The organism is Micromonospora sp. C97 (assembly GCF_018070385.1).
GTDB classification, from domain to species: domain Bacteria; phylum Actinomycetota; class Actinomycetes; order Mycobacteriales; family Micromonosporaceae; genus Micromonospora; species Micromonospora parva.
Genome location: NZ_JAGPXU010000001.1, coordinates 558,166 through 576,988, shown reverse-complemented (window position 1 = coordinate 576,988; position 18,823 = coordinate 558,166). Strand labels below are relative to the sequence as shown.

The 18,823-nt window shown below is 69.8% G+C and carries 17 protein-coding genes and 1 pseudogene; 7 read left to right on the top strand and 11 right to left on the bottom strand.

Features of this window, described 5'->3' with window-relative positions; translation table 11 throughout:
* Positions 1-199 precede the first annotated feature (199 nt).
* Positions 200-577 (bottom strand): VOC family protein, encoded by a 378-nt coding sequence (locus tag KBX26_RS02460; RefSeq protein WP_030330975.1) that lies wholly within the window; start codon positions 575-577, stop codon positions 200-202.
* A 659-nt stretch (positions 578-1,236) separates the two neighbouring features.
* Between KBX26_RS02460 and KBX26_RS02455 the strand changes: the two genes are divergently transcribed.
* The gene (locus tag KBX26_RS02455) at positions 1,237-3,279 is read left to right on the top strand and encodes a hypothetical protein (protein WP_210864590.1); all 2,043 of its coding nucleotides are present in this window, start codon (positions 1,237-1,239) and stop codon (positions 3,277-3,279) included.
* Positions 3,280-3,440: 161 nt separating this feature from the next.
* Here the strand turns inward: KBX26_RS02455 and KBX26_RS02450 are convergent, their stop codons facing one another.
* On the bottom strand, positions 3,441-4,133 hold the full coding sequence (locus tag KBX26_RS02450; RefSeq protein ID WP_307857737.1) for a TetR/AcrR family transcriptional regulator: 693 nt from the start codon (positions 4,131-4,133) through the stop codon (positions 3,441-3,443).
* A gap of 111 nt (positions 4,134-4,244) precedes the next feature.
* Here KBX26_RS02450 and KBX26_RS02445 point away from each other — a divergent pair, with 111 nt between their 5' ends.
* Positions 4,245-4,955, top strand: a complete 711-nt coding sequence (locus KBX26_RS02445) for a DUF4386 domain-containing protein (protein ID WP_210864588.1) — start codon at positions 4,245-4,247, stop codon at positions 4,953-4,955.
* 159 nt (positions 4,956-5,114) lie between these two features.
* Here KBX26_RS02445 and KBX26_RS02440 read toward each other — a convergent pair whose 3' ends face one another.
* A complete protein-coding gene (locus KBX26_RS02440; protein WP_210864587.1) occupies positions 5,115-6,428 on the bottom strand; it encodes an aspartate aminotransferase family protein in 1,314 nt (437 codons plus the stop codon).
* An 85-nt stretch (positions 6,429-6,513) separates the two neighbouring features.
* Between KBX26_RS02440 and KBX26_RS02435 the strand changes: the two genes are divergently transcribed.
* Complete coding sequence (locus tag KBX26_RS02435) at positions 6,514-7,401, top strand: LysR family transcriptional regulator (protein WP_210864586.1); 888 nt, start codon at positions 6,514-6,516, stop codon at positions 7,399-7,401.
* A gap of 29 nt (positions 7,402-7,430) precedes the next feature.
* On the opposite strand, the pseudogene KBX26_RS32070 reads toward KBX26_RS02435, so the two are convergent.
* From KBX26_RS32070 to KBX26_RS02415, 5 genes and pseudogenes are all read right to left on the bottom strand, one after another.
* A pseudogene (locus KBX26_RS32070) lies at positions 7,431-7,763 on the bottom strand (hypothetical protein); the annotation flags it as partial.
* Positions 7,764-7,786: 23 nt separating this feature from the next.
* On the bottom strand, positions 7,787-8,830 hold the full coding sequence (locus KBX26_RS02430; RefSeq protein ID WP_156057449.1) for a PHB depolymerase family esterase: 1,044 nt from the start codon (positions 8,828-8,830) through the stop codon (positions 7,787-7,789).
* A gap of 49 nt (positions 8,831-8,879) precedes the next feature.
* Entirely contained in the window at positions 8,880-9,560 is a 681-nt protein-coding gene (locus KBX26_RS02425) for a GPP34 family phosphoprotein (RefSeq protein WP_030330961.1), read from the bottom strand.
* Positions 9,557-10,276, bottom strand: a complete 720-nt coding sequence (locus KBX26_RS02420; RefSeq protein WP_210864585.1) for an ABC transporter permease — start codon at positions 10,274-10,276, stop codon at positions 9,557-9,559. Before KBX26_RS02420 ends, KBX26_RS02425 begins: the two co-directional genes overlap by 4 nt.
* A 27-nt stretch (positions 10,277-10,303) precedes the next feature.
* The gene (locus tag KBX26_RS02415; RefSeq protein ID WP_210858091.1) at positions 10,304-11,185 is read right to left on the bottom strand and encodes an ABC transporter ATP-binding protein; all 882 of its coding nucleotides are present in this window, start codon (positions 11,183-11,185) and stop codon (positions 10,304-10,306) included.
* Positions 11,186-11,292: 107 nt separating this feature from the next.
* Here KBX26_RS02415 and KBX26_RS32895 point away from each other — a divergent pair, with 107 nt between their 5' ends.
* From KBX26_RS32895 to bla, 3 genes are all read left to right on the top strand, one after another.
* Positions 11,293-12,435 (top strand): sensor histidine kinase, encoded by a 1,143-nt coding sequence (locus KBX26_RS32895; protein WP_030330956.1) that lies wholly within the window; start codon positions 11,293-11,295, stop codon positions 12,433-12,435.
* Positions 12,432-13,034 carry a response regulator transcription factor gene (locus KBX26_RS02405; protein ID WP_030330954.1) on the top strand — a complete coding sequence of 201 codons (603 nt, stop codon included), beginning with the start codon at positions 12,432-12,434 and terminating at the stop codon, positions 13,032-13,034. The genes KBX26_RS32895 and KBX26_RS02405 overlap by 4 nt, the downstream gene beginning before the upstream one ends.
* Positions 13,035-13,166: 132 nt before the next feature.
* Positions 13,167-14,075 (top strand): class A beta-lactamase, encoded by a 909-nt coding sequence (gene bla / locus KBX26_RS02400; RefSeq protein WP_374224198.1) that lies wholly within the window; start codon positions 13,167-13,169, stop codon positions 14,073-14,075.
* A 106-nt stretch (positions 14,076-14,181) separates the two neighbouring features.
* Here the strand turns inward: bla and KBX26_RS02395 are convergent, their stop codons facing one another.
* Positions 14,182-15,102 carry a serine hydrolase gene (locus tag KBX26_RS02395; RefSeq protein ID WP_030330952.1) on the bottom strand — a complete coding sequence of 307 codons (921 nt, stop codon included), beginning with the start codon at positions 15,100-15,102 and terminating at the stop codon, positions 14,182-14,184.
* A complete protein-coding gene (locus KBX26_RS02390) occupies positions 15,099-16,010 on the bottom strand; it encodes a LysR family transcriptional regulator (RefSeq protein WP_210858096.1) in 912 nt (303 codons plus the stop codon). The genes KBX26_RS02395 and KBX26_RS02390 overlap by 4 nt, the downstream gene beginning before the upstream one ends.
* 148 nt (positions 16,011-16,158) lie before the next feature.
* Here KBX26_RS02390 and KBX26_RS02385 point away from each other — a divergent pair, with 148 nt between their 5' ends.
* Entirely contained in the window at positions 16,159-17,025 is an 867-nt protein-coding gene (locus tag KBX26_RS02385) for an NAD(P)H-binding protein (protein WP_210864584.1), read from the top strand.
* Positions 17,026-17,071: 46 nt separating this feature from the next.
* Here the strand turns inward: KBX26_RS02385 and KBX26_RS02380 are convergent, their stop codons facing one another.
* The gene (locus tag KBX26_RS02380) at positions 17,072-18,268 is read right to left on the bottom strand and encodes a D-alanyl-D-alanine carboxypeptidase (RefSeq protein WP_307857736.1); all 1,197 of its coding nucleotides are present in this window, start codon (positions 18,266-18,268) and stop codon (positions 17,072-17,074) included.
* Between the last annotated feature and the right edge of the window lie 555 nt (positions 18,269-18,823).

Sequence of the window (18,823 nt, the reverse complement as noted above, 5' to 3'; positions counted from 1 at the left end):
GGCGGCGTGGCCGATGCCGAACGTGGATTGTCTGGCCGGCGCTACCACCTCGCCGGCCGGCGTGTCACCATCCGCCTCGACCGCTGCGTGCTGCACCTGCCTAACGGGTGGCCAACCAGTGACGCGCGGTTGGGTGTTTGGACCTGTCGATGTGCGGATGTCGACAACACTGCGGCAATCGCGGTGCGCAGGGTTCTTGTCAGACCATCGGGGCTTCCCAGGTGGTCAGGCAGAAGGGGTGGCCGGCCGGGTCAGCGTAGACGAAGCATTGTTCGCTATTGGGCTGGAAGTCGTATTTCGTTGCGCCGGCGGCGAGCACGCGCGCCTCGGCGGCGTCTCGGTCCTCGACCATGAAGTCGAGGTGCATCATGATCGACGCGGTGGGGTCGGGCCAGGTTGGAGGCGTGTATCCAGGCACGGTCTGGAAATTGAGCCGCCCGGCCGGGCTCTGCACGCATGCCCACTCATCGCCGATCTGCGTCATCGTCCCGCCGGTGATGTCGGCGTAGAACTTCGCCAAGCGGATGGCATCCGAACTGTCCAGAGTGACTGCGCTGAGCCGCAGGTTGTCGGACATGTCGCCTTCTTCCGGTCCAGGCCGCCAGTAGCGCCACTGACAGCATTGGCATGACGGATGGGACCGAATCGAAGTCGACAGAGCCGGCACTCGAAGGTGCCTTCTCGCGAGCTCTCCCGGCGGACCACGGACCGATCGTCGCACAGCGGCTCACCGAGCACGCGACACGAAGGATCGACCGCATGATCCAGTGCACTGTTCTGTCGCAGATAACGCTCGGTCGGTCTCGTCCACCCCGTACCGGCTCATCCAACGGAACTGCCCGTAGTCGACCTTGATGACGCCCTGAATCGGCCCGGTATCTGACTACGAAGGGATGTCTGATGTGGACGTTCGGCTCTGTAGTCGGTTGATCGCTATCGGTAGCCTGTGCTGGTGGTTGGGACTGGGCTGGCGAGGCGAATTGGCGGCTTTCGCCTGTGGCGGCTTTGGCGATCTCGCCTGTTGCGGCGGAGGGCTTGGCTGGGACTGCTGCGGCGTCGGAGCGCCTCTGCGCCGTCAAGACGTGACTGGTGGGAGTCTCGCAGCGGTCGTGACCGGACCACGTCTGTTCCGCGTTCTAATCAGGACCAGCAACGCGAGCTTTGCTCGACCAAAGTCGCTGTTCTGATGCGCTTGGCTGTGGTCACACCGTCCTGGCCAGCAGAAGGAGCACGTCGATGAGACCGGGTAGCCGGCGTCGGGTTTTGCGCTGGACAGCTGGTGCCCTGGTCACGCTGCTGAGCGCTATTGTCGTGGTGACGACTGCGACGTTCGTGCCTGCCTACATGGCCGACAAGACGTTGAGCAACAAAGCTGGATACCTTGGCACAATTCTGGGCGCCGTCAGCCTCCTCGCCTTTCTGGTGCAGCAGTTGATTGGCTTGGTGCGTCGGGATAAGCCAGCCGCCGTGATCGAGCAGCTCAGATCGGAGCTCCTCCGTGAACTCAGTGCCCGGCTCCGGCAGCTTCGACGTACATCGGAACACATCGCACTGAGTTACCGGAGCGCCGGTGAGTCATCGGATGTGCAGCTGGAGGCGCTTGCGCAGGCGGCACTACGCGGACCTCAACGTGCTGTGCTTCTGGGCCATCCCGGTCGCGGGAAGTCGTACACCGCGCTGCAGGTTGCCCTGGAGATCCTGAAACAGGATCCTGCGGTCGTGCCGCTGGTAGTCCCGGCTGGCCGCTGGATTGATGGCGAAGAGATCGACGCCTGGCTTCCAAAGTTCATTGCGACCGAGTTCAACGTATCCCGTGGCTCAGCCCAAGACCTCATCGAGTCGGGCCGAATCTTCCCAGTGCTTGACGGCATTGACGAGCTGTGCATCGATGAGACGACCGTCGAGCCTGCCGAGCGACTGCTGCGCCAACTCGCCGAGTGGCGGTTGCGCGAGGAGCCGGCCCGCTTCCTGGCCACCTGCCGGCGAGCCACTTGGAGTGCCCTCGATCAGAATCTGCGCGACCATTACACCCTGCGGGTGTACACCATCCGACCCGTCGGCTATGCCGAGGCGACAAGGTATCTGTCCCGGTCCATTGGCGGCGCGGACGTTTTCGCCCAGGCGCTCGACCTGGCGACGTCACTGCAGGATGAAGGCCGCGGAGCTCTGCTCGCCAGCCCCTGGCAGTTGAGCCTCATCGCGGAACTGGCCAGGAATCGCCTGGCTACGCATCGCACTGACCCTGGCCGCACGCTGGTCACGGCGGGAGAGACTGCCAATGCCGCGTCTTTGGTAGCGAACTATGTGGAATCCGTCGGCACCGTCCGGGCACCACTTCCGATACGACTGCGAAACGTGCTCGACCTGTGGTGGTTGTCGCATTACGCTAAGTACTTAGAGCTAAATCGGTCTTCGCAGAGGGTCGTGGCAGGGCGCACGTTGCCTGCGCGCGACATTATTCTGCACCGGCTTTGGCCGGTCGCCGGGCGGGCGGCGTTGGCCACGGATTTCATCTTGTGCGTACTGCTGTCTGTTCCAGGGTTCGTCTGGGCGGCCATGTTTCTGTGGGATCGTGGTTGGATAGCACGTGGGGGACTTCTGTTCGGCGCCGCCGTCTGGTCGGCCATGCTCATACGAACAAGCACGAAGCCGTGGATGCCGGCCGCTACGCCGGACTGGTCACGGCTGACCGACCTGACGTTCTCGCTGCGTCAGACCGCCACCGCACTGGTCATTGCGGTGGCGGCATGGCTGGTGCTAGGCCCGTGGATCGCATTGATAAGTTTCGTCACTGCCTGGCTTGCGATCGGTTTGACAGTCGGCTTCGGCCAGACTCTGGCGACGGACACCAGACCCGAAATCGTCGGCCCGTTGGGCGTCCTGCGCCGGGAGCGGACGGTGTCGCGACTATCGGCCGCCGTCATGTTTCCGATCCTGGCATGGGGCTTCAGCCTGCAATGGGGCGTGCTGTTGGGTGTCCCTCTGGCGTTGCTCTACTGCGCGGTTGTCGGCGAGACGGTTGCTTGCGCGCTATGGCGGCGCTACGTCGCTATGATCGTCGCCTCGGCGTTCCGGCTACCGCTCGCCCCTGCTCGATTTCTGCAGCGAATGTGTGGGCTCGGATTTGTTCGCGTCGCTGGAATCGCCTACCAGTTCCGTCACGATGAGCTTTTGCGATACTTCGCCAACAATTACGATGTGCGTGACCATTTCCGACGGTCATGGCGAACTGAGGCGCCGCAGCCGTATCGGACTTCACCGCGACCGGTGGTCGAGTAGCGTGGGCGTCCTTTATAAGTCCAGCGAGGATCGCGGGTCGGTTAACGTCAACGACTACTGATCGGGCCACCGGCCGATGTCGCCGGTCCGCCGCAGCATGCGAGCAGCCGAGTCGTGGCGGCGGGTTCGCCTTCCACGCCTCGGCCGCCGGCGGTTCGTGCTCAGGCGCGGAGGCGTTCCAGCCCGCCCAGGATCAGGTCGAGGGTGAACTCGAACTCGGTCTGGCCGTCGCACCAACCGAGGGTGGGGTCGGTGACGTCGTGGATCTCGGTGGCCACCATGGCCGTCAGGTGCGGTAGCGCCTCGGCCATCGCGGCCAGGTCCGCCTCCGCAACGTCGTCCTCCATGCTCCCGCCAGCCGACGACGGGCTGAAGATCTCCTGCGCGAACCCGAGCGGCAGGCTGCCGAACGCGTGCATCGCCCGATGCGCGAGGCGGTGCGAGAACCCTGCGCCGAGCAGGGTGCCCACGATCCCGTCGTAGTAGGCGTACAGACCGACGGGGATGGTGCGACGCGAGCCCAACAGCCCGGGCATCCACGGGTGACGCAGCATGATCTGACGCGCCGCGAGGAACTGCCGGCGCAGCCGCGTCCGCCAGTCCTCGTCCCCACCGTTCGTGGCGTTGCCACCAACCGCTGCCGCACCGATCTCGGCGACCACGGTCTCGACGACGCCGTCGAGGAGCGCCTCCTTGGCGGGCAGATGGTGGTAGAGCGACATGGCCTCGACACCGAGATCGGCAGCGAGCCGACGCATCGTCAGCGCCTTGACCCCCTCAGCGTCCGCAAGGGCAACCGCCGCCGCCAGGACGCGCTCGCGGCTGAGCGGTTGCCGAACTGCCTTCGCTGCCACCTGCCCCACCACCTCTTGCCAGCACCTTACATCGTATGGTTGCCTTACGTCGTAAGGTTGATGGTCGGAGCGCGACCACCACCACGGCGGTACGGCCCCGAAGGAGCCACCATGCCCGCGCTTATCCGTACGGCCCGCGTGACCGGGCTGCTCTACCTCGCCCTCGCCTTCGCTGGCGCACTGGGCTTTCTGCTCATCCGGCCGCGACTCTTCAGCGCCGAGGACCCCAACGCGACGCTCGCCAACCTGGTCCAGCACGAATCACTCGCGCGCGTCGGAGTCGCCTTCGAGCTGCTCATCGTCATCAGCCAGGCCCTCGCCGCCGCATGGTTCTATCGACTGTTCCGCACCGCGGACCGGCTTGCCGCCAGCGCCATCGCCGCCTTCGGTCTCATCAACGCGGTCGTGGTCCTCGTCAGCGCGGCACTGCTCGCCACGGCCGTCGACCTCGCGCTCGATCCGGTCGGCGACGCGGCGGCCACCGTCCAACTTCTTTACCTGACCAGCGGCAACCTGTGGGGCGTCGGAGCGTTGTTCTTCGGCCTCTGGCTCATCCCCATGGGACGCTGCGTGCTCCGCTCGAACTGGATGCCCCGCCCGCTCGGCTGGATCCTCGTCGGTGGCGGCATCGGATACCTGCTGAGCGCATTCATCGGATACCTCGCCCCTGACGCACAGGCCATCGCCGACGTTCTGGTCGCTCCCGCGACGATCGGTGAGTTCTGGATGATCGGCTACCTACTGACGCGCGGCGTCCGCCGCCACGCATACGACCAGGCACGCTCCGACGGGCAACCGCAGGCCGCGCCGATGACCGTCTAGCCGCGCCTCCCCCCACCGACCACAACCCCATGCCTGCGGTTGGCAACCAGTGACAAGAGGCGATCATCGCTCGGTCGTATCTGTGCAGCTCAGCGCCTACTTCTGACCGGGAACAGCACGCGCGACGCGTAGTCGTCGTCGTGAACCCCGGCTGGAGTGTCAGGGTGTGAACCGCGGCGCCACGTCGGCGAGCGCGTGGTCGAGGATTTCCAGGCCCAGGTCCAGCTCCGCGTGGCTGGAGGTGAGCGCCGGCGCGATGCGGAAGACGCCGCCCATGGCCGGCAGCTGCACCACGTTCATGTGCAGGCCCAGCTCCAGGCAACGTCCTGTCACGGCGGCGCCCAGCGCGTCGGCCGGTCGTTTCGACTCCCGGTCGCTGACCAGTTCGAGTCCGACCAGCAGCCCTCGGCCGCGCACGTCGCCGACCACCGGGTGGCGCTGGCTGATCTCCTCAAGGCCCTTGCGCAGGTACGAGCCCAGGTGCGCCGCCTGTTCGTCGAGCCGGTCGGCTTCCAGCACGTCCAGGACCGTGTTGCCGACCGCGGCCACCAGCGGGTCCGAGACGTGCGTGGTGAAGAAGAGGAAACCGCGCTCGTGCGCCGTGTGCTCGATCTCCGGGCTGGTCACCACGGCGGCCAGCGGCAGGCCGGCGCCGAGCGTCTTGGACAGGGTCAGGATGTCCGGCACGACGCCGTCACGCTGGAACGCGTACCACTCTCCGGTGCGGCACAGGCCGGTCTGCGCTTCGTCGAGGATCAGCAGCCCGCCCCGCTCGTGCACCTTGTCGCGCAGCGCCGCGAGGTATCCCGGCGGCAGGTCGATCACCCCGCCGGAGCTGAGGATCGGTTCGACGATGCACGCCGCCAGGCTGCCCACCGACTGGGCGTCGAACAGCTCGAACGCGAACTCCAACTGATGCCGCCAGTCCAGCTCGCCGCTGGGCAATGTGAAGTCGGGCCGGTACGCGTTCGGCGTGGGGATCGCGAAGTTGCCGGGCGCCGCGGGCCCGTACCCCTTGCGCCCTGAGCTGTAGGTGGCGCTCGCCGCAGCCTGGGTCATCCCGTGCCATGACCGGGCGAACGAGACGATCTCGTGCCGGCCGGTGACCAGCTTCGCCATTCGGATCGCCGCCTCGTTGGACTCCGCGCCGGTGGTGAGCAGGAGGACCTTCTCCAGCGGCGCGGGCAGCGAGCCGGCGAGGCGGCGGGCCAGTTCGACCACGGGCCGGCTCAGCATTCCACTGAACAGGTGGTCGAGGGTGGCTGCCTGCCGTTGGATCGTGGCTACGACCGCCGGGTGGGAGTGGCCGAGGATCGCGCTCATCTGCCCCGAGGTGAAGTCGAGCAGGCGGCGGCCGTCGGCGGTGAAGACGAAACTGCCCTCGGCGCGGTCGATGATCTCACGTACGAAGCTGCCAGCGCCGCTGTAGCGGACCAGGTGACGATCGGCGTCGGACCAGAACGAATCAGCCATGGACCGACGCTAGGCAGTCCCGGATAGGTACGTCCATCGCACATTTTCGCTGTCGCTGTTAAGCGGAGCCGTACAGTCGGGGGTCATGACGCTGAATCCGTGGCGGCTGCGCCTGCTCGCCGACCTGGCGACGTTCGGCACTGTTCGGGCCGTTGCGCAGCGCGGCAACCTGAGCCCGTCGGCGGTGTCGCAGCAGCTGGCCACGCTGGAACGGGAGACCCGCACCGCGTTGCTGGAACGCACCGGGCGGCGGGTGCGGCTCACCGCGGCTGGAATGTTGCTTGCCGGCCGGGCTCGGGAGATCCTCGCGGCCATGGACGCGGCCGAGGCAGAGCTGCGCCACCTCGCCGAGGAGCCGGCCGGCACGGTCACCGTGGCCGCGTTCCAGAGCGCCGTGCAAGCCCTCGCCGAATCGGCGCTTGCCCGTCTTGCGACCCGACACCCGGACGTGAGCGTGGTGTTGCTGGAGTTGGAGCCGCACGAGAGCATGCCGGCGCTGCGTCGCGGCGACGTCGACCTGATCATCACGACCGCCGACTTCGCTGGCGCCGAGCTCTCCCCGGAGATTTACCTGGTGCCGCTCGCCACCGACCCGGTGGTGCTGGTGCTGCCCCCGCAGCATCCGCTGGCCAGCGCCGAATCGGTCGACCTAAAGGCGTGCGCGCAGCAGCGCTGGACGTTCGACGTCGCGGGCTCGTACATGTCCGAGCTGTCCACCCGGCTGTGCCGGGAGGCCGGCTTCGAGCCCGTGGTGATCTGTCGGTTCAACAACTACATGCTGGCGCTGCGGCACGTGGAGAATGGCCGCTCGATCACCATGCTGCCGAAGCTGGCGGTGGACCCGCGATACCGGGTGGTGACCCGACCGCTGAACCCGCCGCTGACCCGGCGCATCACCGCCGGGGTCCGGCGAGCGGCCGCGTCGCGCCCCGAGGTGACCGCCGTACTCAACGCCCTGAGAGCAGGTGACTGACCTCGGTGTGCAAGCGCCCGTCGGCGGAGGTCGTTGTCGCGCCACAGGTTCACCCACCGCCAGCCGACCCGGTCGGCGATCTCGTGAATGACCTCGTCGCTGACGCAGGCGGGGAAGAGCCGGGCGTACAACCGGCGCAGCGGGGAACCGTGGGTCAGCAGTGCGATCCGGTCGGTGACCCGTGCCGGCAGTTGCGGCACGGTCGCGGCGAGCAGGACGGAGCCGTGGCTGCGTCCGGTGAGGACCACCGCGTTGCCGGAGTTGACGAGGTGGGTGATGCGGCAGGTCAGTTCGGGAACGGCCCGCTCGGCGTAGCACGGTGGCGCGAAGGGGTGCGCGGCTCCGGGCCAGAAGGTGCCGAGGGGCACCGTCCGGGCGGCCGGGCTCATCGCATCGGGTGGCGCTTGGCGAACTCCCACACGATCGCGCTGGCGTCGGGGCCGGCGTGATCGGTGTAGCGGCCGTCGCCGTCCGGTCCCGGCCACGCGTGCCCCATGCCCTGGACGCGGTACGCCTCGACGACCGAAGAGCCGTCCGACGCCGTGATCGTCGAGTGCGTGTACGCGTGCCGACCCTCGGCGGCCGGCACGGACACCGTCTTCTCGGTCGGGTCGAGGCTGCCGTTGGGCAGCCCGTCGTCCACGAGGTCGCCCACCGCGGTCCAGTGGGCGACGAGGCGGGTGGCGACCAGGGGCGGCACGACCTCGTCGCGTTCACCCTGAATGATCAGCATCGGCACACGGCGGGCCCGCTCGCCCATCTGGGCCCTGGCCTGACGTGCCGTGTCCAGCGGCGACATCGAGCCCGGGTCGTCCGGGTCGACCTGGTTGAGCCCGTACTCCCCGCCGGCCACCGAGGTCACCGTGGCGAAGACGTCGGGGTAGGTGGCGGCGAGGATGACGGCGGTCCCCGCGCCCGACGAGGCCCCGGCGACGTGCACCCGCGCGGGATCCGCGTCGTACTCCTCGACCACCTGGCGGGCGACACCGGCGAGCAGTGCCGGCTCGCCGGTGTGCCGCTGTTGGTCCCGGGCGTCGCCGGAGTTCCAGCAGGCGATCACGTTGCGCGAGATCAGTTGTGTGGGATAGACGACGATGAAGCCCTCCCGGTCGGCCAGGCGGTTGAACTGCGTCGTGGACTTCATGGAGTTCCACCCGTAACCGGTCATCGCGCAGCCGTGAATCGCCATGACGACCGGCAACCCGGCCGTCCCGACCTGGTGGGGCGGAACGTGGACCTGGTAACGCTGCGACCCGGCGGCACCGGTGTAGACGTGGTTGCGGTCGCCGTCGTCCATCTGCCAGGGCAGGCCGAGTTGCAGGCCGGCGACGCCGAGGCTGGCGGCGGCCACGACGGTGACAAAGATGCCGGAGACGATCCGGAGCCATCGTCGTCGTGGACGACGCGGCGGGTGCGGCGGCGCGGTCACGCGGGCCTCCTTTTCCGTACGGGATCCAGCTCAGCTGGACGCGGTCGGGCTAACTTCGCGGAAGGACAGAGATGGCCACGATGGCGCTGTTGACGACGGTGGCCGTCACGGTGCGGGTCACGGCTGCCGCCGCGGCGTCGGCGCCCCAGTCGCCCTGTTCGAGTTCCTTGGCTCGGTTGATCACCGGTGCGGTCCACGGGATCTCGCGGTGGAACTGCGGGAGCGTCCCGCTCGCCGAGAGCAGCGCCGTGAGCGCGGCGACCCGGGCCTGCGGCCGCGCACCGTCCACGAGAACCTGCCGAACCTCGGCGAGCAGGCGGGCCCGTCGTTCGGTCCGGCCGTCGCGCAGGGCCGTCGTCCGGAACAGGCCGAGCACCTTGCGGGGCTCCTGGTCGATCTCGCCGCGCGCGACGAGCCGCTGCAGGACCGGCTCGCGCAGGACGGGACCGATCGCGGCCAGTGCCGTCTGCACCCCTCGGGGTTTCTCGGCGAGGTAGTCGTAGGCCGGGCGGAGGAGGCTGTCCGACGGTGGGTGACCCGGCACGCCGCTGACCCGCCCCCGGTCCGTCGTGGTCAGGTGCTCGTCGAGGGCGAGTTCGGCGAGGACGGCTCCACCGAGGACGTAGAAGAGGGTGTTCTCGCCGGCGATGGTCCCGGACCTGGGTTGGAACAGGAGCAGCAGGAGGTCTTCGACGAGGGTCGGGGTGTCCGAGCGGGATGCGGTGGTCATCGTCGGGGCTCCCAGCGGAAGAGGCGGGTGGCGAGGTTGACGGCGATGACGACCCAGCCGAGCGTGGGCGCGAGCAGGAGCAGGGAGTCGGTGACGGCGACGCCGCCGTTCCAGGCGTTCATGATCAGTTCGGTGGCCGCGCCGCCGGGCAGCAACCGCTTGAGCCAGGCGAGGTTCTCGGTGCCGGAGATACCCACCCAGGTGGTCACGGCGATGACCCCGAGGGTGACGGGGAGGGTGGTGACCTGGGCGTGTTCAGGGGAGTTCGTCAGCCCGGCCGTGGCCAGCGCCAGGCCGATCAGCATGGCCAGGGTCGCGAGGATCGCCACCACCAGCAGGGCGACGTTCGACGGTCCACCCGCGACCACGGCCAGGGCGGTGAGGATCGCGGCCACCTGCACCGCCGCGATGACGAGTACGGGCAGCAGTAGGCCGGCGAGGATGCCGGGGTCGCTCTCGGCGGTGGAGCGCAGCCGCTTGAGGAAGAGATTCTGCCGCCGGGAGGCCAGGGTGGTGACGGCCGTGGCGTAGAGGCCGAACGCGGCCACGGTGAACGTGACGATCGCGGCGATGTAGCCGAGGCTCCCGAGGGCGGCGTACGTCTCGTGCTGACGCACGAAGAACGCGCTGACCGCGACCGGGATGATGAGGCTGGTGATCAGTATCAGTCGGTTGCGGAAGATCTGGATCAGTTCGCTGGACGCGATGGACAACACGGGTGAGGCTCCTTCGGGATGCGCGGATCAGTTGCTGATGGCGCGGAAGACGTCGTCGAGCCGGGTCGGCCCGGCCGCCAGGTCGCGCAGTTCCACGGCGTGGGCCTGCGCCCAGCCGAGCAGCAGGTGCAGGTCCTTCTGCAGCTCGAAGGACTCGACGGTGACCTTCCCGTCGGCGTCCACGTCGGCCTGCAGCGGTAGCGGCGGCACCGGCGTGGCGAGGGAGAAGCGGATCACGCCGGGGAGGGTGCGGGTCAGCTCGGAGACGGTGCCCTCGCGATGGAGGACGCCCTGGTGCATGAGCCCGATCCGGTCGGCGCGCTGCTGCGCCTCCTCCAGGTAGTGCGTGGTGAGCACGATGGTCGAGCCGTTCTCCCGGAGCCGGTCCACCGTCGCCCAGACGGCGTCGCGGGACTGGATGTCGAGGCCGGTGGTCGGCTCGTCCAGGAAGATCAGCTCCGGGGTGCCGTAGACCGCGGTGGCGAAGTCCAGCCGCCGCTTCTCCCCGCCGGACAGCTGCGAGACCTTGCGCCCGGCCCGGCCGGTGAGGTCGACCAGGTCGATCACCCGGTCGACGTCGTCGGTGCGCCGGGTGAGCCGGCCGATCAGGCCCACGGACTCACGGACGGTGAGGTCCGGGGAGAAACCGCTCTCCTGGAGCATGACGCCCATTCGGGGACGTGTCGCCTGCCGGTCGTCGGGGCGGTGCCCGAAGACGCGTACCGTGCCCGAGGTTGGCCTCCGGTGACCCTCGACGACTTCCAGGGTCGAGGTCTTCCCGGCTCCGTTGGTGCCCAGCAGCGCGTAGAGCTCTCCGGGGCGTACCTCGAAGGAAAGATCCTTCACGGCGTGGAAGTCGCCGTAGGTGAGGTTCAGCCGTTCGACTTCGATGACTGGTGTGGTGGACATGCACCCATGACAGCGCGGGCGCGGCCGTCCCGTCAGTGGCGCCATGTCATCACCGCATGTGACGTGGTGTCACTGGTCGTGGCATCCGGCTGGCCGATACTGGTCTGGTGACCGCCAGCTCACCGCGCTTCACCGAGTCGACGCAGGGAAGGCTGCGCCGGCTCAATCTCGCCACGTCACTGCCGCCGGTGGTGTTCGCCGCGGTGGTCCTGGTCTACACCGACACGCGTACCTGGTGGCACCTGATCATCCTCGCGCCGGGGGCCGCGGCGGCCCTGGTGGCCTTCGAACGGTGGACGGCCAACGACCTCGCCCGGGTCGTGCTGCCCTGCCTGGTCGTGGCCGCGGCGGTGTGGCCACTGGGAGTTCTGGTGAGCGGCAGCCCCAACGCCTACTGGGGGTTCTGCGCGGTGGGCTCCCTCGGCATGCGCGAGGTGCGACGGCACCGGAAGCTGGTGCTGGCCGGGCTGTTCGGCTATGTCGCGGCGGTCGGCGCGGCGCGGTTGCTGGTGCAGCGGGACGACATCGGCCACGTCCTGGTCACCTACGTTCTCATCCCGACCGTCCTGACCATGCTCGTGACGGTCTTCACCATCGTGGGCGAGCGGTTCTACGACCTCATCCGCGAGCTCGAACAGACCCGGGAACGTGAGGCGGAGCTGGCCGTGGTCCGGGAGCGCGTGCGGTTCGCCAGCGACCTGCACGACATCCAGGGCCACACCCTGCACGTGGTCAAGCTGAAGATCGCCCTGGCCCAGCGACTGCTGCTCCGGGACACCGCCCGGGTGGAGCAGGAGCTACGGGAGACGTACGCGCTGGTCAGCGACACCATCGCGCAGACCAAGGAACTCGCCTACGCACAACGACGGCTCAACCTCACCGCGGAGATCGAGAACGCGAAGAACCTGTTCGAAGCCGCCGGCATCCGGGTCCGGGTGACCCGGGAGGCCGAGGTCGACACCCGCGCCAGCGAACTGCTCGGCCAGGTGCTGCGCGAGACGACCACGAACATCCTGCGGCACGCGCAGGCCAGACAGGTGCAGATCACCCTCTCCGAGTCGGGCATCACCATCGTCAACGACGGGGTGAGCGCCACCGCGCCCCCGGAGCTGCGCGGGCTGGCGGCGCTGCGGCAACGGGTGGCGGGCGACGGAGGCGAGCTGACCGTGCACCAGCAGCAGGGGACCTTCCGGACGGCGGCGACGTTCCCCGCCGCGCGTGCCGCCACGGAGCGGGGTGACGGCCGATGACCACAATCGTGCTCGCCGACGACGAGGCGCTGCTGCGCACCGCTCTGGCCGCGCTGCTGCCGATGGAGGGCGACGTCACCGTTCTCGCCGAGGCGTCCGACGGCGAGACGGCGGTCGAGGCCACCCTGCGGCACGAGCCCGACGTGCTGGTCATCGACCTGGAGATGCCGGGCGTGGACGGTCTCGGCGCGGTCGCCGAGATCCGCCGTACGCGCCCGGAGCAGGTCGTCCTGATGCTGACCCGGCACGCCCGCCCCGGCGTGCTGCGCAAAGCACTGAAGCTCGGCGTCCAGGGCTTCGTCAGTAAATCCGCCGAGCCGGCGCACATCTCCTCGGTCATCGCCACCCTGCACGCGGGCAAACGCTGGATCGACCCGGACGTGTCCGCGCTTGCCGTCACCGAGGACAACCCCCTCACCGACCGTGAGGCCGACGTCCTGCGGGTCACCGGCGAGGGCTACTCGGTCGCCGACATCGCCGCCCGGCTCCACCTCGCCCCGGGCACCGTCCGCAACTACCTCTCCAACGCGATGCGCAAGACCCAGACCCGGACCCGCCACGAAGCGGCCCGCTACGCCCGCGAACACGACTGGCTGTGACCAGCAGGTGACCATGTCAGATCAGCATGGACACCGTCGTTTCCGTCTTCGACCGCATGCCGGATCCCTGCCACTGTCGAGTCCTGTCCGACCGGCGCGCCCGCGTCGGACCCACGACACCGACAAGGAGCGATCATGATTCGTGCGACACACCGTCTGGTGGCCGCGGCGGCAGTGGTGTCCCTCGCCGCTTGCGGCCCCGCCGATGCCGCCGAGCAACCGGCCGGCGACCCCGCCGCGACGGCCACCGCGTCCACCGCCGCCGACCCGAGCCCCGACTTCCGGCAGCTGGAGAAGAGGTTCGGCGCACGGCTGGGGGTCTACGCGATCGACACCGGCACCGGTCGCACCGTGCGGTACCGGGCCGACGAGCGGTTCGCGTACGCGTCGACGTTCAAGGCGTTGGCCGCCGCCGAGATCCTCGACGAGACCACCGACAGCGAGCTGGACCGGGTGGTGCGGTACTCGGCGGACGACCTGGTGACCTACTCGCCGATCACGGAGCAGCACGTCACCGAGGGCATGACGCTGCGCGCGATCGCCGACGCGGCCGTGCGGTACAGCGACAACACCGCCGGCAACCTGCTGTTGCGCCAGCTCGGCGGACCGCAGAAGTTCGAGAAGGAACTGCGCGAGGTGGGGGACAAGGTCACCGATCCGGCGCGCTACGAGACCGAGCTCAACGAGGCGAGGCCGGGTGATCGGCGGGACACCAGCACCGCGGCGGCCCTGGCCGAGGATCTGCGGGCGTACGCCGTGGGAGACGCCCTCGAACCGGCGGACCGCGACGTGCTCAACGGTTGGTTGCGGGGCAACACCACCGGCGGCGACCTGATCCGCGCCGGTGTGCCCGACGGCTGGGTCGTGGGGGACAAGACCGGTGCCGGCGGCTACGGCACCCGCAACGACATCGCGGTGATCTGGCCTCCGGACCGCGCGCCGATCGTCCTCGCGGTGCTGTCCAGTCGCGACCAGAAGGATGCCGACTACGACGACGCCCTGATCGCCCAGGCGGCCGAGGTCGTGATCGGCACGTTGTAGGTCCACCGACTCCGGTGACGCGGCCTGCTGGTCCTCGGCGCCGTCAACATCGCCATGGTGGTGCTGGTCTGGCTGCGCGAGCGGCGAGCCCGGCCACCAGCGCGGACTAACCCCACCAGGGCAGGGTGCCCGTCCTCAGGTGATCGTGCAAACTCCGGGCGACCTGGGCCATCGTCGCCTCGCTGCCGGGCTGTGCGACGGCGGGGACCCGGGAGGCGGTGAGCGCGGCGACCGCGTACGACTGCCCGTCGGCATGATCCACCACCCCTACCTCGTGACGCAGGTGCAGCAGCGTGCCGGTCTTCGACGACCAGCGGGACGCGTCAGAGGTGAAGTCGGGGGCGAGTCGCTGCCGGTGCAGGTTGTCCGCCAGCAGAGCGCGTACGCGGGCGGCGGTGTTCTCGTGGATCGTCGAGGGGCGCCAGAGGGCGTGCAGCAGGTCGACGAAGGCCCGTGCCGACCCGGCGTTGGCGCGGGTGACGTCGAGCTGGGCGACGGGATGGCCCTGCCCGGGCGTCGCCGCGCCGATGGCGAGGGAATGCGCCAGGTGCGCGTCGTCGGGGTCGAATCGTTCCGCCGGCGTCTCGGCGAGGTCGCCGACCCGGTGCCGCACGGCGATGCCCTCGATCCCTAGTCGCCGCAGCTCGGCGCCGACCGCAGCCGGCGGGACGAGGTCGAACAGGGCATCGGCGGCGACCCCGTCGCTGACGGCGGTGCTCAGGTAGAGCAGGTCGTCCACGGCGACCCGCGCGGGATGGCGGAAGCGACTGATCCCGGTCGGGCCTGGTGTGGTGATCCGACCGGGCGCGACGTCGACAGGTGTCGCCGGGTCGAGTTCCCCGCGCCCGACCCGCTCCAGCACGGCGACCGCCAGCGGCACCTTGACCAGTGACGCTGTCGGGTACGGGGTGTCGGCGTCGAAGCCGATCTCCTGGCCGGTGTCGAGGTCGCGGACGAGGAAGGCACCGCGTAGTCCTGCTTCGTCCAGCAGGTCACGCGCGTTGCGTACGACGGTGGTGGCGCTCATGTCGCAGTCCCTTCCGGCCGGTCACCGGTTGTGCCGTCCCCGGCCGCACCCAGGCATCGTGCGATGTCCGCGTACAGGACGGTGCGGAGCTGGTCGAGGTCCTCGCGTGCCCCGGCGGCGACGGCGTACCCCCGTACGAGTCGCAGGCCGGCGAGGGGGCACCAGTGCAGCCCGAAGTCGTCGGCCTGCTGACGGGAGCACAGCAGCAGATCGGGGGAGCCGAGGGCCGCCGCGGCGGCGTCGACCAGGGATGGCGCGATCGACACCTGGGCCGGTGCCAGACCAGTCGACTGGCCGGCGCGGGTCAGCGGATCCCGCAGGTGCGCGACGTCGTCCTCGGGCTGGATCAGGATCCGGCGGCGTGCCTGCGTTCGGGCGCGGCCGGTGCGCAGCGTCTCCAGGAACACCGTCGGTGCCGGGAAGGGAGTCCGGGCGGCCAGCCCGAGCGGCACCCGCCAGAGCGCCGTCGCCTCCGGAACCGCCACGATCCCGGTACCGACCTCAAGGGTCTGGCAGAGCCGTGCGCGCTCCTGCGGACCAGCCGGCCGTACCTCCAGGTGGATCCGCTGCCGTCGGGCGGCGGCCACCAGGGCGGCGAGGCGGTGCGGCGGGCAGATTTCGGGTACGGCCACCCGCAGCGGCCGCAACCGGGCCCGCTCGGCGTCGTCGGCCATGGCGTCGGCGAGGTCGACCAGGCGTCGCGCTGTCGGCAGCATGTCCTGCCCGAACGGGGTCAGGCGGACCGCGCGGGAGGTCCGGTCGAACAGCCGCGACCCGAAGTGCTCCTCCAGGGCGGCGATGCGGCGGCTGGCCACCGACTGGGGGATTCCCGCTGCGGCGGCACCGGAGGTGAAGCTGCCGTGGCCGCTGACGGCGACGAAGGCCCGACACGCGGCGACGATGTCCATCCGCCGAACCTATACCCGGAACGCATGGACAAGGCCACAGGGATCACGATGGGCATCGTTCGGCGGCGCCCGAGCCGCCGGACCGCCCCGCATCGTCAGGGTCGGCGATACGATCCAGCAGGTGCCGAACCGGGGAGGAGGGCGCAGGATGCGGACATCAACGTCGGCTGCCGCGATCCGGGTGCTGGTGACCGGGGTACGCGGCAAGACGGGCGCACCGCTGGCCGAGCTGCTCGTGGCACGGGAGGGCGTCGAGGTGCGCGGCGGCACCAGGGATCCGTCCCGTCCCGGCATCAACGGCGTCCAGCCCACCGCCTTCTCGTGGGACGAACCGTCCGGTTGGGCGGCGGCGACCGACGGCGTCGACGCGGTCTACGTGGTCCGGCCGGACCGCGCGGACGCGCCGGAACTCATCGGTGCGCTGCTGGCCGAGATGGCGCCCCGGACCAAGGTCGTGCTGTTGTCCGACAAGGACGGTGGCCATCCGGGCGCTGACCAGCCGGGGCCCGCAGGCTGGGCGCCCCGCGTCGAGCGCGCGGTCCGCGACAGCGGGCGCCAGTGGACGGTCCTGCGGCCGGGCTGGTTCATGCAGGTCTTCACCGACCCGCGCTTCTACCGCGGCCAGATCACCGGTGCCGGCGAGCTGCCGTTTCCCAGCGGCGACGCTCTGGTGGCCTGGATCGACGCACGGGACATCGCGGCCGTCGCCGGGCGGGCTCTGCTCGATCCCGGGCACGCCGGTCAGACGTACCAGATATCCGGTCCGGAGGCCCTGTCGTTGCCGCGTACCGCGGAGTTGCTCTCCGCCGCGGCGGGACGTCCCGTGACCCACCGGGACGTGACGATCGACGAGGCCGTTGCCGGCTCCGAGGGCTTCGAACGAGACCTCTCCGCGCTGACGTTCGAGCGTGTCCGCGCCGGCGGCTTCGCCGAGGTGACCGACACCGTCGAACACGTCACCGGCCGTCCGGCGCGTACGCTGCAGACCTTTCTCCGCGACGCCTTCCGCTCCTGAACCACGGTCCTGGCCGCCGACGGCCCGAGCTGCGGCGAAGGTCCCCTCATCCCGATGACGGCTTGGTTGCCGCCCGCGCCGCCCTTCGCCGCACGGAACCCGCCAGGAGCAGAACGGCCAGGACACCGCCGGCGCCGGGGCCGAGGATGGCCATCCACGACACCGACCGTCCGGTCCGCGCCTGATCGGCTTTCACCTGGGAGACCGGACGGTCAGGCTTCTTCTCGTCCGGGCCGACCAGGCGGCCGACCGACGCGTCGGGGGAGAGCGCGAAGCCCCAGTTCAGCAGCGCCGCCGCCTCGCCCAGGCTGCCCAGCGGCGCGGTCTCCGCGCCGAGCAGGGTCACGGCGAGCCGTCGTCCGTTGCGCTCGGCCACCCCCACGTACGTCTGCCGTGCCAGGTCGGTGAAGCCCGTCTTTCCGCCGAGCGTCCCCGGGTAGCGGTCCAGCAACGTGTTGTCGTGGGTGAGGGAGAGGCCGGGCCGTCCCGGCCCGGCCGGTATCTCCGCCACTCGGGTGGCGACGTACCGCCGGAAGTCCGCGCGGGCGTAGGTGGCCCGCGCGATCAACGCCAGGTCGTATGCGCTGGTGTACTGGCCGGGACCGTCCAGGCCGGACGGTGTCGCCGCGTGGGTCTGGTTCGCGCCCAGCCGGTGGGCCTCGTCGTTCATCGCCTGCACGCCGCCCTGCCGGCCGGTGCTGCCACCGCCGACACGGGCCAGCACGTTGGCGGCGTCGTTTCCCGACTTCAGGAGAAGCCCCAGCCACAGGCTCTCGATCGAGTACCGGCCGCCCGGCACCACCCCCATCACCGAACTGGCCGGATCGAGATCGCGCAGATCCGCCCGGGTCACCTCGACCACCTGCGTCGGGTCGAGGTGCGGCATCAGGGCCGCGGCGAGCAACATCTTCTGCACGCTGGCCGGCGTGCGGCGTTCGTGCGGTCCGCAGCCACCCAGCACCGCGCCACTGTCGAGGTCGGCCACCAGCCACGAGGTGGCGGTCACCGCCGGGGCGTTCGACGCACCGGCCGGAATGGACAGCCCGGCAGTGGCCAGCGACTCACCGCCCACGGCCAGGTCGGCGGGGTCGACCGGCGGCGGAGACGGTGCGGGCGGTGGGGCAACCGGCGGCTTCACGGCCGGGCAGGGCACGTACGGCGCGGCCAGTCGCGCCGGTGACGCGGGCACCACGGCGGGCGTGGTCAGACTGAGCGCCACCGCGACAACGCAAATGATGGTCACGTCAAAGGACCGTAATCGCCAATGATGCGGGCATGGCCCGGTCGCAGAAAGTGGTCCCGGGAGGGCGGGTATTCCCGGCCTTGGCCCGGACGGCACTGCTTCTATCGCCTTGTGCCGTTTCGCGCGGCTCCGAGGGCCCATGGGAACGGGCGTGCCAGCGATGTTTCGCTCATTACGTCGAAACGGATGTGAACAGGCATCACCAGCCCCTTGTACTCCGGCGAGACCCCGGTGTGTACGAACGCGACGAGTTCTGTGGTCCGGAAGCCCGGGGCGAACTCCACGCGTTTGACCGGGTCGCCGCAGGAGAGGCCGCGCCGGCTCGGGGAGCCCTTCGTCAGCGAGTACGCGTCGAGCCCATCGCCGAAGCGAGCACCAGTAGTCAGGTCCGCCACCGGCCGTACCGGCAGTGCCCGCCGCCGTTCATCCAGACGGGCAGGCGGATCTCGGACAGTGCGATGCTCCCGAGCTGCTCTGATCCGCAGGATGCCGGGTAGCCCCCGGTCGCACCGGCGTCAGTCAGCCGCCGTCGCCGGCTGCTGGACGATCGGAGAT